Origin of the sequence: Nonomuraea turcica, from assembly GCF_030718205.1 — a bacterium.
GTDB lineage: Bacteria > Actinomycetota > Actinomycetes > Streptosporangiales > Streptosporangiaceae > Nonomuraea.
Genome location: NZ_JAUZQF010000002.1, coordinates 652,646 through 669,335 on the forward strand (window position 1 = coordinate 652,646; position 16,690 = coordinate 669,335).

The 16,690-nt window shown below is 72.0% G+C and carries 8 protein-coding genes; 7 read left to right on the top strand and 1 reads right to left on the bottom strand.

The window, feature by feature from the left end; all coding sequences use genetic code 11:
• Position 1 precedes the first annotated feature (1 nt).
• Positions 2 to 208 (bottom strand): MbtH family protein, encoded by a 207-nt coding sequence (locus tag Q9G87_RS08470; RefSeq protein ID WP_305915739.1) that lies wholly within the window; start codon positions 206 to 208, stop codon positions 2 to 4.
• Between the two features lie 443 nt (positions 209 to 651).
• Here Q9G87_RS08470 and Q9G87_RS08475 point away from each other — a divergent pair, with 443 nt between their 5' ends.
• The 7 genes from Q9G87_RS08475 to Q9G87_RS08505 all read left to right on the top strand — a co-directional run bounded on the left by Q9G87_RS08475 (position 652) and on the right by Q9G87_RS08505 (position 16,690).
• A complete protein-coding gene (locus Q9G87_RS08475) occupies positions 652 to 1,764 on the top strand; it encodes a Rossmann-fold NAD(P)-binding domain-containing protein (RefSeq protein WP_305915650.1) in 1,113 nt (370 codons plus the stop codon).
• Positions 1,765 to 1,816: 52 nt separating this feature from the next.
• On the top strand, positions 1,817 to 3,160 hold the full coding sequence (locus Q9G87_RS08480) for a DUF6002 family protein (protein ID WP_305915651.1): 1,344 nt from the start codon (positions 1,817 to 1,819) through the stop codon (positions 3,158 to 3,160).
• Entirely contained in the window at positions 3,160 to 4,839 is a 1,680-nt protein-coding gene (locus Q9G87_RS08485; protein WP_305915652.1) for a polyketide synthase, read from the top strand. Before Q9G87_RS08480 ends, Q9G87_RS08485 begins: the two co-directional genes overlap by 1 nt.
• Complete coding sequence (locus Q9G87_RS08490; protein ID WP_305915653.1) at positions 4,836 to 5,570, top strand: thioesterase II family protein; 735 nt, start codon at positions 4,836 to 4,838, stop codon at positions 5,568 to 5,570. Before Q9G87_RS08485 ends, Q9G87_RS08490 begins: the two co-directional genes overlap by 4 nt.
• A 70-nt stretch (positions 5,571 to 5,640) precedes the next feature.
• A complete protein-coding gene (locus Q9G87_RS08495; protein ID WP_305915654.1) occupies positions 5,641 to 7,959 on the top strand; it encodes a lantibiotic dehydratase in 2,319 nt (772 codons plus the stop codon).
• Positions 7,956 to 11,342: an amino acid adenylation domain-containing protein gene (locus Q9G87_RS08500; protein ID WP_305915655.1), complete on the top strand. Its 3,387-nt coding sequence runs from the start codon at positions 7,956 to 7,958 to the stop codon at positions 11,340 to 11,342. The genes Q9G87_RS08495 and Q9G87_RS08500 overlap by 4 nt, the downstream gene beginning before the upstream one ends.
• Complete coding sequence (locus Q9G87_RS08505; RefSeq protein WP_305915656.1) at positions 11,339 to 16,690, top strand: type I polyketide synthase; 5,352 nt, start codon at positions 11,339 to 11,341, stop codon at positions 16,688 to 16,690. Before Q9G87_RS08500 ends, Q9G87_RS08505 begins: the two co-directional genes overlap by 4 nt.

Consider the following 16,690-nt stretch of genomic DNA (forward strand, 5'->3'; position numbering starts at 1 on the left):
TCTAGTCGGCCCGCTCGAGCTCCCGCATGGCCTCGCGGAGGCTGCGAGGCCGCATGTCCGTCCACACCTTGTCGATGTAGTCGAGGCAGGCATTTCGGTCGCCCGAAAAGCCCTCCTCCCGCCACCCAGCAGGGGCGGGGCGGTTCGCGGCCCAGATGGAGTACTGATCCTCGTCGTTGATTACGACCTTGTAGTCGCCCCCGGGCATTGGCACGCCTTCTCCCTTTCGCGGTGCCCGGGATTTCCGGGCACGCCAAAGAATGATGTGGGACTGCAGACCGTGAACTGGACAAGTTACGGCCACACTGCGTTGGCAGCGTACATTCTCGACACTGACTGCGGTGTTTGCTCGAAACGCCAGAAGCCTCGCTGATTGAAGTAGATCAAGACCGGCAAGTCAAGAGATGTCGTGGAATCACGACGTTGCCCGGTCGACTGTGCGATTGACAGGGCAACTTCCCTATTGCCCCGTCGGCGCAGGCTGTGGAATATTGGCCCCGCCCAAATCCCGTAACAGCGGAATTGGACAAAACAGACGGCTCGTCCGTTTCATGGAGTTAATCCTTACTTCGCGCCAAACAGGCAGTGAGAGGGGTCTATCCGGATGACGGTGCATAGCGCCCTGCCCAGTCCGCAGGCGGCCCACGCCCCATGACCGACCCGGCCTCGCTGGTCGTCATCGGCACAGGCGGTCTCGCCCGAGCCATCACCTACGCCTTGGCCGTGATCCCCCAGGCGCCGATCCGAGTGTCCGTGGTGGGCCGCGATCCCGCCAGGGCTGCCGAGATCTGCTACGTCTCCTCCGCTCGGGCCGCGACGTCCGGGACGGCCGCGGAGTTCCGCCCTGTGACCGTGGATCTGACATGCGCTGACGCCCTGACGGACGCGCTGGCGGCCGCCGCGCCCGCGGGTGTGGTGCTCGCGGCCTCCAGCCAGTCTCCCTGGGAGTCGCGCACCTCTCCCTCGGAGTGGACGGCCCTCGTCCAGCGCGCGGGGTTCGGCCTGACGCTGCCGTTCCAGGCCGACTCCGCCCTGCGCGTCGGCCGGGCCCTCGCGGCCACCGGCAGGGACTCGTGGTTCGTCAACGCCTGCTTCCCCGATGCCGTCAACCCGGTGTTGAGCGCCGCAGGGGTGCCCGTGCTGTGCGGCATCGGCAACGCGGGACTGCTCGCCGCCAGCCTGCAAGCCGCGCTCGGCCTCCCCGACCAGCGGGAACTGTGCGTGCTGGCACACCACGTCCACCTGTACACCCCGCCGTCACCCGCGGACGAAGCGCTGGCCTGGCAGGGCGACCAGCCGCTCACCCAGGTGAGCGCGCTACTCGCGGCCCAGCGCGCCGCCGGCCGAGCCGAGCTCAACCACGTCACCGGCCTCACGGCGGCACGTCTGCTGAGCGGCCTGCTCGCCGGGGCCGAGATCGACACCAACCTGCCAGGACCGCTCGGGCTGCCGGGCGGCTATCCGGTACGACTCGCCCGCGGCCGCCTGGACCTGCGGCTGCCACCTGGCATGGACCGATCCGAGGCCGTGGCGTTCAACCAGCGCGCCGCGCTGCGCGACGGCGTCGTCGTCGACGGCGAGCGCCTCACCTTCGGCCCCGCCGCTCGGGAGGAGCTGGCCCGGCTGGCACCGGAGATCGCCGACGGCTTCCCCGTCGCCGACCTGGCACACGCGGGCGATGTCCTGGGCCGGCTCCGCGACCGGCTCCGCGACCTGGCGCCCGAGCAGGACCTCCGAAGCCTCCATCCCGTCACCCGCTCATAACAACTTCTTCGAAGGGAGCGGAGCTCCCGAGATAATAAGAAGGGCGTCAACGATGCCGCACCACGCAGCGAACCTGTTGCTCGACTTCTACGATCGTCTGCCCACCTCGATCGCGGCCTGCGTCGACAGCACCGAGCCCGTCAGGGACGACACCGGGTTCTCCCCCGGTTTCCTGCTGCCCGAGCCGGATGCGGGAGTCGAGAGGTTCTTCTCCGTGGCCACCGCCCGCTGGCAACCCCTGGGGTCCTATTCCGGCCATCGGCTGAATCTGCTCGACCTGACGTGCAACCCGGCCACGGGCACGACCAAGACCTTCCCCTCGCTGCTCATCGTCGCGCGGGCGGTTGAATACATCAGGCGGTACGGCGAGGCCGTCACGATCTTCTCACCCACGTCGGCGAACAAGGGCGTGGCGCTCCGCGACGCCGTGCTGCGCGCCATTGACGCCGGGCTGGCCGAGCCTGAGCAGTTGCGCACGGTGATCCTGGCGCCACGCTCGTGCCTGGCCAAGTTACGCTCCAGCAGGCTGTCCACCGACCCGGCGCTGCGCGCGCTGAACCCCATGCTGGTCTACAGCGGGCCGGAGCCGGAGCGGGTGAAGGCGATCGGCCGGGCCTTCACCGACAAATACGCGGGCGACCTCAGAGCCAGTGGCCAGAACCTGTGGTTCTCGCTGGAGCTGGGCAACTACCTGGTGGCCGACACCGCCAGGGCGTTCTTCGAGCAGCAGGTGGCCCCGGCGGGCACCGCGCCCCGGCTGCACGCCCACGCCGTCTCCAGTGCCTTCGGGCTGCTCGGCTACCACCGGGGCAGGGCCGTACTGGAAGGCTCCGGCGCGGTGAGCCAGGACTCCAGGCCCGCCAGCCTGCTCGTGCAGCACCTGGGCACCCCCGACATGGTGCTCAACCTGCGGAACGGCGACTTCGACCGGGCCAACGCGCCCGCCTACGAGCGCGACGGCGGGCTCTACCGCCAGTCGGCCGACCCGCGGTTCCCGCAGGTGACCTACGACCCCGACGAGGTGCTCGACCCGACGTTCTACACCCACAGGCCGGCGACCTCCCCGGAGATGAACGGATTGATCGAGCGGTTCGGCGGTGACGGCATCGTCGTCTCGCTGGCCGAATGCGTGGCGCGCTACCCGGAGCTGCGCGAGTTGCTCGCCGGCTCGGGCTGCGAACTCCCCGCCGACTTCCGGCAGCTGCGCGAGTGGTCGCTGGTGATGGCCATGACCGGCGTGCTGAACGCCATCGACCGCGGCCTGGCCGACCCCTGGGACGACGTCGTGGTGCACGGCTCGGGCTGCTACACCGCGGCGGACTACCTGCCGCTCGAACCGGAGGCGATGATCGAGGTCGCCGGCGTCGAGGACGTCGCCGCGGTGGTCTGCGGGTGATGGAGGACCGGCAGCACGCAGCGGACGGGATAGCCGTCGTCGGGATGGCGGGACGGTTCCCCGGCGCTCCCGACGTGGCCACGTTCTGGCGCAACCTGCTGGACGGCATCGACGCCGTGCACGACTACACCGACGCCGAGTTGCGCGCGCTGGGCGTCGGCGAGCGCCTGCTCGCAGACCCGGCGCACGTGCGCGCGGGCGGGCGCCTGCCGGACGTGGCCGGGTTCGACGCCGAGTTCTTCGGCGTGCCGGCGGCCGAGGCCGTCCGCATGGACCCGCAGCACCGGCTTTTCGTCGAGCAGTCCTGGGCGGCGCTCGAGGACGCCGGGTGCGACCCTGCCTCCTACGACGGTCTGATCGGGGTGTTCGCCGGAGGCGCGGTCAACAGGTACTTCCTGTTCCACCAGTTCGGCGGGGACCCCGACGAGCCGCTGGACCCCGGGTTCGCCGCCGACTACCTGACCGCGCAGGCGGCTTACAGGCTCGGGCTGACCGGGCCCGCGGTCACGGTGCAGACCGCCTGTTCCAGCTCCCTCGTCGCGATCTGCATGGCCGGGCAGCAACTGCTCGAGTACCGCTGTGACCTGGCGCTCGCGGGCGGGGTGAGCGTGATGGAGCCGAGGTTCGTGCACCGGCCCGGTGGCCTGGTCTCTCCCGACGGCCGCTGCCGCGCCTTCGACGCCGCCGGGCAGGGCAGCGGGTACAGCAGCGGCGTGGCGGTGCTCGCGCTGAAGCGCCTGGAGGACGCGCTCGCCGATCGCGACCAGATCATCGCCGTCCTGCGCGGATGGGCGGTCAACAACGACGGCGGCCTGCGGGCGGGATTCGCGGCGCCGGGGGTGGACGGGCAGGCGAGCGTGGTGGCGGAGGCGCTGGCGGCGGCGGACCTGACACCGGCCTCGATCGGGTACGTCGAAGCCCACGGCAGCGGCACCGCGGTCGGCGACGCGATCGAGGTGGCCGCCCTCGCCCAGGTCTTCGCGGAAGAACCGCTGTCTCCACGCTCTGTCGCCCTCGGCTCGGTCAAGACCAACATCGGCAACCTGGACGCCGCCGCCGGCGCCGCCGGGCTGATCAAGACCATTCTCGCCGTACGGCACGGCGTCATCCCGGCCAATCTCCACTACGACCGCCCCAACCCGGACATCGACGTCGACTCCTCGCCGTTCTACGTCCCGGTCAAGAACGTCGGCTGGCAGGCGGAGGTACGGCGGGCCGGAGTGAGCTCCTTCGGCCTGGGCGGCACCAACGCGCACGTGATCGTCGAGCAGGCCCCGGCCGAAGCCCCGAGGCCGGAGGCGGGCGGGTGGCACGTGTTGCCACTGTCCGCTCGCACCCCCGAGGCCTTGCGCGCGGCGCGGACGCTCCTAGCCGAGCACCTCGCGACCGCCCAGGCGATCCGCCTGGACGACGTCGCCTACACGTTGGCGACCGGGCGGCGAGCGTTCGGCTGCCGGGCTGCGGTGCTGTGCCACGACATCGCCGAGGCCATCGCGGGGCTACGCCGGCACGACGGTGACATGCCCGTGGCCGTCGATGCGCCGGAGGAGCTGCGGCGCACGGCGGCCGCCTGGGTGGAGGGCGCGGGCATCGGCTGGCCGCTGCCGGACGGGCGCACGACGTCGCTGCCCGCCTACCCGTTCCAGCGGGCGCGCTACTGGCAGGAGGACCGACCATGACGTACCACGACACCGCCTCGCCGGCCCGCTGGTTCTCCGACCCTTCTCCCCGCCCGGGGGCGCGGCGGCAGCTGTTCTGCCTGCCGTACGCGGGTGCGGGGGCAAGCGCCTTCCGGGGCTGGGCGGCCGCCGCGGGGCCCCAGCTCGAGGTGCTGCCCGTGGTGCTGCCCGGCAGGGAGAGCAGGTACACCGAGCCCTTCGACGTCGACATCGCCGAGCTGGCCTCGGCGATCGCCGCGCGCGCCGACCGGCCGTACACGATCTACGGCCACTCCATGGGAGGCAGGCTGGGCTTCGAAGTGATCCGCGAGCTGCGCAAGCGCGGCGAGAGGCAGCCGCTGCGGCTGTGCCTCGGCGGGTGCAGGCCGCCCGACATCCTGGAGCCGCTGGCCGAGCTGTCGTCGGTCAGCGACGAGGAGTTGCTCGGCCGGCTCGCTGAGCTCGGCGGGCTGCCGGCGGAGATCCTCACCGAGCCCGAGCTGTGCGAGCTGATCTTGCCCGTGCTCCGGGCCGACTTCACCTGGCTCGACACCTACGAGTACGAGCCCGAGCCGCCGATCGAGGTGCCTATCGTGGCCTTCGCCGGCGCCGAGGACCACTCCGTCACCCCCGACGACATGCGCGGCTGGGCCAGGCACACCACGGCCGGCTTCGACCTGCGCGTCGAGCCCGGCGGCCACTTCTTCCTCCACGAGCGGCGAGATCACATCCTCAAGGAGGCGCTGGCATGAGCGAGCGCAGCGAGCGACCAAACAAACACAGCCGATCCTGTTCGCTCATGCGACCGACGAAGGAGGGCGCATGAGCGAACACAGTGGTCACCGCATGCCGCTCGGCGCCACCGGCTGGTCGGTGTGGCGCGAGGCGGTGTTACGCAGTACCGGCTTCCCCGCCGACGGCCTCGACAGGCTCTCCGCCCCCGCGTGCGCGGCGGCCGCCGACGCGTTGCTGGCGGGCGAGATCGGTGCGGAGGTTTTCGACAAGGCGCTGGAGCAGGCCGTGCACGAGAGCGCCAGGGAGCTGGGCGGCATCGCCGCCGACCCGATGTTCCGCGAGGCGATCACCTGGCAGAACCGGGGTGTCCTCGTCTCGCTCGACGCCCTGGTGCGCGGCGGCCCGACGCAGAAGCGCGACTCCCGCAGGCGCAAGCGCGAGCGGATCGTGGCCAAGTACTGGCAGCGGTACTGCGCCAAGAACGAGACCGTTGGCTTCTTCGGCCCGGTGACCTGGGTGAAGTGCACGCAGGACGGGCCGACAGTGACCGCCGCACCCGGCCGGGGACTGTTGAGCGACCGTCGGGTGCGCTTCGAGGACTGGGCGCTGCGCTCCTACATGGAGGTGCTGGCGGACGATCCCCTGATCCGCCGCTCGCTGCCTCCCGCCCTCCAGCCACATCTCACGCTGGAGGGCCGGCTGATACGGCGTCCCGCCCAGCCGCCGTTGCCCGTGTCGGCGGCCGAGGCGGCGTTGCTGTCCCGGTGCGACGGCAAACGCAGGGCGTCAGACGTGGTCGCCGACGTGCTCGGCCAGGCGGGCATCCGCACCGAGGAGGATGCCTATCTGCTGCTGGAACGGCTGGCCGAACGCGGCGTGCTGTCCTGGCGAGGCGACGTGCCGCAGTCAGAGCACGCCGAGGAGCGGCTGGGCGAACTGCTGGCGGGGATCGAGGATCCTGGCGCGCGCGAGCGGGCGATGGCGAGTTTCGGCAGGCTCGGCGCCGCCAGGGACCGGGTGGCGCGCTCGGCGGGCGACCCGGAGGCGCTCGACGCCGCGCTGGACGCGCTGAGCGCCGAGTTCACCGAGATCACGGGTACCGCCGGCGAGCGCAGGGCGGGCCAGACCTACGCCGCACGCGGCCTGGTCTACGAGGACACCACCAGGGACGTCCGGGTGACCTTCGGCGAGTCGCTGCTCGAGGGCATCGCCGGTCCGCTGGAGCTGATGCTCGGCGCCGCCCGCTGGCTGACCGCCGAGCTGGCTCACGCATACGGCCAGGCGCTGCGTGAGCTGTTCGAGGAGTTGCGCGCCGACGGGCCGGTGCGCCTGTCGGACCTGTGGTTCCTGGCGCAGGGCATGATGTTCGGCGCGGGCCCCAGGCCCGTCGACGCTATCGCCGAGGAGTTCGCGCGCCGCTGGTCGGAGCTCTTCGGCCTGGCCGACGTGGCACCGGGCACGGCGGAGCTGACCTTCACCGCGCGGGAGCTGTCCGCCTCAAAGACCTTCGCCGCTGCCCGCCCCGGCTGGTCCGCCGGCCGGCTGCACAGCCCTGATCTGCAGATCTGCGCCGAGAGTGTCGAGGCGGTGAACCGCGGCGACTACCTGGTCGTCATGGGCGAGATGCACGCGGCCTGGGCGACGTTCGACTGTTCGGTCCTCACCCTCGCCCATCCCGACCCGGGCGCGCTGCGCGACGCGCTGACCGCCGATATCGGCCCGCGGCGGATCAGGCCCCTGTACCCCGTCGACTGGCCGCGCTACACGGGCCGGATGTCCCACTCGCTCATCCACCCCACGGACTGGGATCTCGGGTGGACCGCCGCGCCGGGCACCGATCCGGATCGGCTGCTGCCGGCGGCGGGGATGCTGGTGACCGAGGAGGGCGCGGGCCTGGTCGCCACTGCCTCCGACGGGCGGTCCTGGCCGCTGATCGAGGTCTTCTCCCAGCTGGTGTCGATGCACGCCGTCGACGGCTTCAAGCTGGGCGGCGCGGACCGGCACGGGCACAGCCCGAGGATCACCATCGATCGGCTGGTCGTGGCCCGCAGGACGTGGCGGACCACGGTCGACGCCACAGGCTTGGCCGACGTCGAGGGAGAGCGGGCCAGGTATCTGGCGGTGCGCGGGTGGCGGCAGCGGCTCGGACTGCCCGATCGGGTCTTCGTCAAGCTGAGCACCGAGATCAAGCCGACGTACGTCGATCTCACCAGCCCGGTCTACTGCGACCTGCTGTGCTCCATGGTCCATGCCGCCCGCCTGGCCGCCGGGCGGGACGTGCAGCTGGTGGTTTCGGAGATGCTGCCCACCCCCGACCAGGCCTGGCTGCCCGACGCGGCGGGTCGCCGTTACTTCACGGAGTTGCGGATGCAGATGGTCGACCCCCTTCACGGAGGCACGGGATGACTCTGGCGGACTTGGTGCTCGCTCAAGCCGCGCGGCGCCCGCAGGCGCCCGCCGTACGGCAGCGGCAGGACGTGCTGACCTACGGCGAGCTCGCCACCATGGCGGGCGGGCTGGCAGCGCGGTTGCCGGAGGTAGGCCCTGAGCGGCTGGTAGGGGTATGCCTACGGCGGAAGCCGACCATGGTGGCCGGGATCGTCGGTGTCATGGTGGCAGGCGGCGCGTACGTACCGCTCGACCCCGATGCCCCCGCCGCGCGCAGGGAGCAGATCGTCGAGGGGGCAGGCCTCGGCATCGTGGTGGTCGACGAGTACACGGCGGACCTGTTCGAGGGAATGGACGTGCGACTCGTCCTGGTCGACGGCCCGGCGGCCGCACCGGAAGGCCCCGGACCCGCGCTCTCCGGAAACACCGCCTACGTGCTGCACACCTCGGGCTCCACGGGGGTGCCGAAGGGCGTCGTGGTCAGCCATCTCAGCGCGTGCGAGTACGTGCGCTACGTCATCGAGTCCACCGGCGTGGACGAGCACACCCGCGCCTTGGCCTTCGCCTCGCTCGTCTTCGACGTGTCGGTGCAGGACATCTTCGTCCCGCTGGCCGCGGGCGGCGTCGTCATGCTCGCCGACGAGTCCGACAGGCACGACCCGGTGCGGCTGCAGCGGTTCTGCGCCGAGCACGAGATCTCGTGGGGTTGCCTTCCCGTCTCGCTGCTGCCTTTGCTGGACCCCGAAGGCCTGCCCGCATGGCGGACCCTCATCACCGGAGCCGAGGCGCCCGGGCCCGAGCAGGTGGAGCGGTGGACCACCGGCGGACGCAGGTTCCTCCACTACTACGGTCCCACCGAGACCACGGTGGCGGTCACGGCGTTCGAGGCAACGGGGCGATGGGACCGTCCCCTGCCGATCGGCAGGGCAATGCCCGCCCATCGCGTCCATCTCGTGGACGAGGAGCTGCGGGAGGTGCCGGCCGGCGTGCCGGGCGAGCTGCTGATCGGCGGCCCCGGCCTGGCCCGCGGCTACCTCCGGCAGCCTGGGATGACCGCCGAACGATTCGTCCCCGACCCGTTCGGCGGCGAGCCGGGCGCCAGGCTCTACCGGACCGGCGACCTTGCCGTCCTGCAGCCCGACGGCGAGCTGCTCTTCCTGGGCAGGAGCGACGGGCAGCTCAAGATCCGCGGGCAGCGGGTGGAGATCGGCGAGGTGGAGACCGTCCTGCGGGGACATCCGCGGATCGGGCACGCCGTGGTCGAGGCGGTCCAAGCCCCGGCGGGGACCAGCCTCGTGGCCTTCTGCACCCCGCTCGGCGAGGAGCCTCGACCGGAGCAGGTACGGGAGTACTGCGCCGAGCGGCTGCCCGACGTGATGGTACCGGCCCAGGTGCTATTCCTCCCGAGCCTGCCCACATCGGCGTCGGGGAAGGTGGACGGCGCCGCGCTGCGTGCGCTGCTCACCAGCCCCGCCACCGGCCGCGGCGCGCGTCCGGGCACGCCGCTGGAGCGCGACGTGGCCGAGGTCTGGTCGCGGGTGCTGGGCCTGGAACCCGGTCTCGAGGACGACTTCTTCGCCTGCGGCGGCCACTCCATCAGCGCCATGCGCCTGGTCAGCGGCCTGCGGTCGGCGATCGGCCGAGAAGTCACGGTGGAGGACGTCTACGCCGCCCGCACGCTGGGGGCTCTCGCCGGCCTGCTCACCGAGGCCCCGCCGGTGACCGATGACCTGCCTGCGGGCAGCCCGCCCGCCCTGACGGCCGCGCAGCGACGGCTGTGGTTCCTGGACCGGCTCGCGCCCGGCAGCGTCGCCTACAACATCGGGATCGCCGAGCGGCTGCTAGGGCCCCTGGACGTGGCCGCGCTCGAGCGCGCGCTGACGGCCGTGGTCGAACACCACGACGTGCTGCGCTGGCGAGTGCCGGACGCCGGCGGTGTCCCTCGCGTGGAGGTCGACCCGATCGGACCGGTGTCGCTGGACGTCGAGGACGTCGCGAGCGAGAGCGAGCTCCACGAGCGGCTCGCCGCGGCGGCGGCCCATCGGTTCCAGCTGGCCAGAGGCCCGCTCTGGCGGGCTCAGCTGTTCCGGCTCGGGCCACGGGACCACGTGCTGTCGGTGACCTTTCACCATGCGGTGTTCGACGGCTGGTCGCAGCGGCCCTTCCTGGAGGACCTCGCCCGCGCCTATGCGGACGAGCCCCTGCCTGAACGGCCCGCCCGGTTCGCGGACTACGCGGCGTGGCGGGCCAGGCGTGACGGGAGGCGCGGCAAGGCCGACCTGGCCTGGTGGGCCGACCACCTGGAGGATGCGCCGACGGTTCTGGACCTGCCGCGGGACCGTCCAAGGCCGGCCGTACAGACCTATGCGGGCGCGCTGGCCACCGCCGCGCTCTCGCAGGCGACCACTGCCGCGATCCGCGACCTCGCCACCCGGGTGGGGACCACTTCCCCGAGCGTGCTGCTCGCCGCCTTCGCCGAGCTCGTGCGCCGCATCACCGGGCGCGCCGACATCGTCGTCGGCACTCCGGCGGCGGACCGCAGGCACGAGGCATTCCACGACCTCGTCGGCTTCTTCGTCGACATCGTGCCGATCAGGCTGCGGGCGGCGGAGGGGGCCGGCTTGGCCGAACGCGTTCGCGATTGCGCCGACGCGGTCATCAACGCCCTGGCCAGGCCCTCCGCCACGATTGAGTACATCGTCGACACCCTTGCGCTGCCGCGGGAACCCGGCCGGGCCCCGCTGGTGCAGGTGCTGTTCAACGTCTACAACTTCCCCGAGTCGCGGCTCCGCCTGCCCGGGCTGAGCTCGACGGGCATCGGCACGGCGCCTGCGGGTTCCCCCTTCGACCTGACCGTCTACGTGGTGGAGCGCGAGGGCCGCTACGCGGTGGACATCGTCTACAACACCGACCTGTACACGGCGGAGCGGATCGACGCGCTGCTCGCCGCGTACACGACCCTGCTCGGCGCGGCCGTCGCCGATCCCGCCAGTCCCGTGGAGTCCTTCGCGCTCCCCGGCGCGGAGGCGCTGGCGGAAGGCATTGCCGACGAGCCGGTCGAGAGCGCGCCGGCGACGGAGAGCGGGCACAGCGAGCCGGCGACCGACACCGAGCGGCTGCTCACCGGGATCTGGTGCGACGTGCTCGGCCGTAGCGAGGTGAGCGCGACCGACAACTTCTTCGACGTGGGCGGCACGTCAATGGCCGTCGTCGTGATCCGAGACCGGCTGGCCGCGCTGACCGGGCGCCAGACCACGGTCGTCGAGCTGTTCCGCTACCCGACCGTGCGTGCCCTGGCCGCTCACCTCGACGGCGCGTCCGGGCACCCAGAACTGAGCCGAGCCGATCGGCGTGCGGGTGCACGCCGCCAGCTGCGGGACAAGCGCAGGAGGAGACAGTGACAGAGTTGTCGCAGGACGCCATGTACGAGGACGCGGGCGCGGCTCTTATTACCTCGGGAGCTCCGCTCCCTTCGGAACCCATCGCCATCATCGGCATGAGCGCCCGCGTGCCCGGTGCCAACGATCTCGACCAGTTCTGGCGCAACCTGATCGACGGCGTGGAGTCGGTGACGTTCTTCACCGACGACGAGCAGCGCGCTCGGGGGGCCACGCAGGCTCAGCTCGACAACCCGATGTTCGTGAGGGCCGCGCCCGTCATGATCGACATGGAGCATGTCGACAACGAGTTCTTCGGCATGAGCGCGCGCGAGGCGGAACTGGCCGATCCGCAGCAGCGGGTCTTCCTCGAGCAGTCGCATGCGGCGCTCCAGGACGCCGGTTACGATCCCGGCCGCTACGACGGCGCCATCGGGGTCTACGCCGGCTCCGGCCCCAGCCAGTACCAATGGCTGAACCTGCAGACCAACCCCGACCTGGACAGCGAGGCGCTCAAGCTCGGCATGTCCATCGGCAACAACATCGACTACGTCGCCACCACGGTCTCCTACCGGCTGAACCTGCGCGGCCCCGCGATGACCGTCACCACCGCATGCTCCTCCTCGCTGGTGGCGCTTCACCTCGCCTGCGAGGCGCTGCGCGGCGGCGAATGCGACATGGCGTTGGCCGGTGGCGTGTGCGTCGAGCTGCCGCACGGGATCGGGTACCCGGCCATGGACGGCTTCACCTCGTCCGACGGGCACGTCAGACCGTTCGACGCCCGCGCCGACGGCACCATCTGGGGCAGCGGTGTCGGTGTGCTCGTGGTCAAGCGGCTGGAGGACGCGCTGGCCGACGGTGACCACATCCGCGCGGTCGTGCTCGGCAACGCGATCAACAACGACGGCAGCAACAAGATCGGCTTCTCCGCGCCGAGCCACGCGGGGCAAACCGAGGTGGTGGCCGAGGCGCTCGGTGTGGCGGGAGTGGACCCGCGCACGATCGGGTACGTGGAGGCGCACGGCACCGGCACCGCCCTCGGCGACCCGATCGAGGTGGCCGCGCTCAGCGAGGTCTACCAGCGCGACACGGGCGACAGGGGCTGGTGCGGCATCGGCTCGGTGAAGTCCAACCTCGGTCACCTCAGCCAGGCCTCCGGCGTCGTCGGCGTGATCAAGACCGTGCTGGCGATGGAGCGCGGCGTGATCCCGCCGACCATCAACTTCGAACGGCCCAACCCGGAGATCGACTTCGACACCAGCCCTTTCTATGTCGTGTCCACCCCGTCGAAATGGGACGCGGGAGCGCGTCCCAGGCGGGCTGCGGTGAGCTCGTTCGGCATCGGCGGCACCAACGCCCACGTGATCCTCCAGGAAGCGCCGCCGACGGAGGCCGTGCCCGCCGGCCTGCCCGCCACCGGCGGGCCGCTGCCGCTCTGGCTGTCCGCCCGCACCGAGAGCGCGCTGCAGACCATGCGTGCCCAGCTCGCCGAGTTCCTCGCCGGGCAGCCCGACCTCAGCCTCTCCGACGTGGCGTATACGCTGCGGGCGGGCCGGGCCGACCACACCCACCGTGCGGCGGTGGTCGCCGGTGACCTGGCGGATGCCGTGGCCGCGCTGGGCGACCGCAAGCGCTGCCACACCGGTACGGCGAGCGGCACCGCGCCCAAGGTGGCGTTCCTGTTCTCCGGCCAGGGCTCGCAGTACGCCGGCATGGGCGCCGAGCTCTATGCCGCCGAGCCGGCGTTCGCCGCCGCCGTCGACGAGTGCGCCAAGATCCTCCAGGCCGAGCTGGGCGAGGACATCAGGCCCCTGCTGTTCACCGAGGGCGGCGACGACAGGCTGCGCGAGACCCGCCTCACCCAGCCCGCGCTGTTCACCGTCGAGTACGCGCTGGCCAGGCTCTGGCAGGAGTGGGGCGCCAGGCCGGCCGCGATGATCGGCCACTCCGTCGGCGAGTACGTCGCCGCCACGCTCGCCCGAGTCTTCGCCCTGCCCGACGCGCTGCGCCTGGTGGCCGCCCGCGGACGCCTCATGCAGTCGCTCCCCACTGGCTCGATGCTGGCCGTGGCGAAGGACGAGAAGGATGTCGCCGCGATGCTCACCGACGGGGTGAGCATCGCCACGGTGAACGGACCGGGGACGTGCGTGGTGGCGGGGACGTCCGAGGCGATCTCGGCGTTCGCTGAACGCCTCGCGGGTCAGGGCGTCAAGTCCACCCTGCTGCGCACCTCGCACGCCTTCCACTCGCCGATGATGGACCCGATCCTGGCCGAGTTCGAAAGCCTCGTGGCGGGCGTTCCGCGCCGGGCGCCGAGCCTGCCGTTCCTGTCGAACGTGACCGGTGACTGGATCACCGCGGAGCAGGCGACCGATCCCGGCTACTGGGCCGCGCACATACGGCGGCCGGTGCGCTTCGCCGACTGCGTGGCCCGCCTGCTGGCCGACGGCGCGTGGGCGCTGGTGGAATGCGGCCCGGGCAAGCAACTGGCCGGTCTTGCGCGCATGCAGATGCGTGAGGCGGTCTCCAAGGGCGCGCTGCCGCCGCTCCCCAGCCTGCCCGCTCCCGGTGAGAGCACCGGCAACCTCTCGCTCCTGTACGGCACGGCCGGCCGACTGTGGACCGCGGGCGTGCCGGTCGAACCGCAGATGACCGGCCGGAGGGTGCCGCTGCCCGGCTATCCGTACGAGCGCAAGTACCGGTTCATCCCGCCAGGTGAGGGCAGGGCGCCCGAGCCGAAGCGGGCCGCCGGGCCACGGGCCCTCGAGGACTGGTTCGAGATCCCCACCTGGCGGCAGGTGACACCCCCGGACCCCGGCGAGCCGATCACCAGGTGCCTGGCCTTCGTGGCCGGTGAGCGGGGCACGGAGCTGGTCTCCGCCATCAGAGCGGCCGGCGGCGAGGTGATCGAGGTCCGCCCGGGCGGAGAGTTCTCCGCCGGCCACGACGAAGGGGGCGCAGTTCCCGAGCCGATAACCGTGCGGCCGAGCGAGCGTTCCGACTACGACGCCCTTGTGGCCGCGCTGGCCGAGAACGGCGGGATGCCGAGTCGCGTGCTGCACGCGTGGGCGCTGGACGGCGAGCCCGCGGGCACGGACCTCGGCTCCCTGGCACAGGCGCAGGAGCACGGCCTGTTCAGCCTGCTCTGCCTCGTCCAGGCGCTGACCGCCGCGCAGGCCGCCGACGGCGTCGAGCTGGACATCATCACCGCCGGCACCGAGGACGTCCTCGGGGGCGATCTGACCAGACCAGAGCACGCCACGGTCGCCGGAATCGCCCGGGTGGTGCCGCTGGAGGTCCAGGGCCTGCGCGTGCGCCACCTCGACCTCGAGCCCACCGGCACCCCAGCGAGGACCGTCCTGGCCGAGCTGCGCAGGGACGCCCCTGGCGACGTGCTCGCCCTGCGCGGCGGGCGGCGCTGGGTCAAGGAGTTCCAGCAGGTCCGCCTGCCGGACGGCGGTGAGGGTTCCGGGCTCAGGCAGGAGGGCGTCTACCTGATCACCGGTGGCCTGGGCGGCATCGGCCTCACCCTTGCCGAGCACCTCGGCACCCGGCTCAGGGCCCGGCTGGTGCTGCTCGGCAGGAGCGGCAACGTCACGCCCAGGGCCGCGGCCACCATCGCACGAATCGAGCAGGCAGGCGGCCAGGTGACGGTGGTGGCCGCCGACGTCACCGACCCGGTACGGCTGCGCCAGATCAGGGATAAGACGCTCGCCGCGCACGGCGCGCTGCACGGCATCGTCCACGCGGCAGGCCTGCCGGGCGGTGGCATGGCCGAGATCAAGGAGCGCGCCGCGGCGCAGGCCGTACTCGATCCCAAGCTCGCAGGAACGGTCGCACTGTGGCAGGCCTTCGGCGACCTCGACCTGGACTTCGTCGCCCTGTGCTCGTCGGTGACCGCGATCAGCGGCGGATTCGGCCAGGTCGACTACTGCGCGGCCAACGCCTTCCTGGACGCCTACGCCAGGACCGCGCACCGGACCCGCGTGATCAGCATCAACTGGGGCGCCTGGCTCGAGGTCGGCATGGCCGCGGCCGCCGCACCCGCTGCCGGCCTGTCCGCGAGCGCGGCGACCATCGCCGTCGACCATCCCGTCGTGCGCGGCCGTACCGGAGCCGAGTGCTCCGGACCGCTCGCCGCGGCCACGCACTGGGTGCTGGACGAGCACCGCATCGGCGACGTGCCCGTGCTGCCGGCCACCGGGCAGCTGGAGTGCGCGCGGGCCGCATTCGCGGCGGCCGTACCCTCCCCCGGCGACGGACACGCGGTCGAGCTTCGCGACGTGGTCTTCCTCGAGCCTCTCGCGGTGCCCGACGGGACGACCGCCCAGCTCACCGTGGCGTTCTCCGACGACTCCTCCTTCGAGGTGCGGGCAGGCGGTCGCAGGCACACCCAGGGTGCGGCAGCCTGGATCCGGCCCGAGCCTGCCGCGTCCACGGACCTCACCGCGGTGAAGAGCAGGCTGCGCGCGATCACCGCCCAGGGCGAGGAACACGGCGGCGTGCTGACCTTCGGCCCGCGCTGGCGATCACCGGAGCTGATCTGGCTCGGCGATGACGAGGAGCTCGCGCTCGTCGAGGGGACCGAGCAGGTCGCGGCGGAGGTGGACCGCTGGGGGCTGCACCCGGCACTACTCGACGTCGCCACCTCCTTCGGCAGCGGCAGAGGGACCGGCGCCTACCTCCCGCTCAGCTACGGGCGCCTGCTCGTCAGGTCGGCCCTGCCCGCCCGCTTCTACAGCCATCTCCGCCGGAGGGGCGACGGCGGCGGCGGTGAAGTCGTCACGGCGGATCTCACCCTGCTCGACGAGTCGGGGGCCGTGCTCGTCGAAATCGAGGAGTTCGTCCTGCGCCGCATCGACGCCGAGGCGGTCACCGGTTCGCTGGCGGTGGGCGGCCCCGGCTCCACCGCGACCGGAATCGCGCCTGCCCAGGGCGCCGAGGCGTTCGTCCGCGTCCTGGCCGCGGACCTGGGCCCGCAGATCGCCGTCAGCGCGACCTCGCTCGACGAGATCACCAGGCGGGAGCGCCTGACCAGGGAGAACCTGGAGTCACACGTCCCGGAACGCCAGGAGGACTTCGTCGCGCCCGAAGGGGAGCTCGAGGCCGCGCTGGCGAAGGTGTGGGGCGAGATCCTCGGCGTGTCCGAGGTCGGTGCCGACGACGACTTCTTCGACCTCGGCGGCAACTCCCTGGTCGCCGTCCAGCTCATCGCGCAGGCGCGGTCGGTGGCCGGGGTACGGCTCCCGATGCGCACCCTGTTCGAGGCGCCCACGGTGCGGCAGATGGCGGCCAGGGTCGAGCAGCTCAGGGCGGAGCGGCAGGCGGAGGCCCCGGCCACGACCATTCCGCGGCTGTCGAGGGGGAGGTAG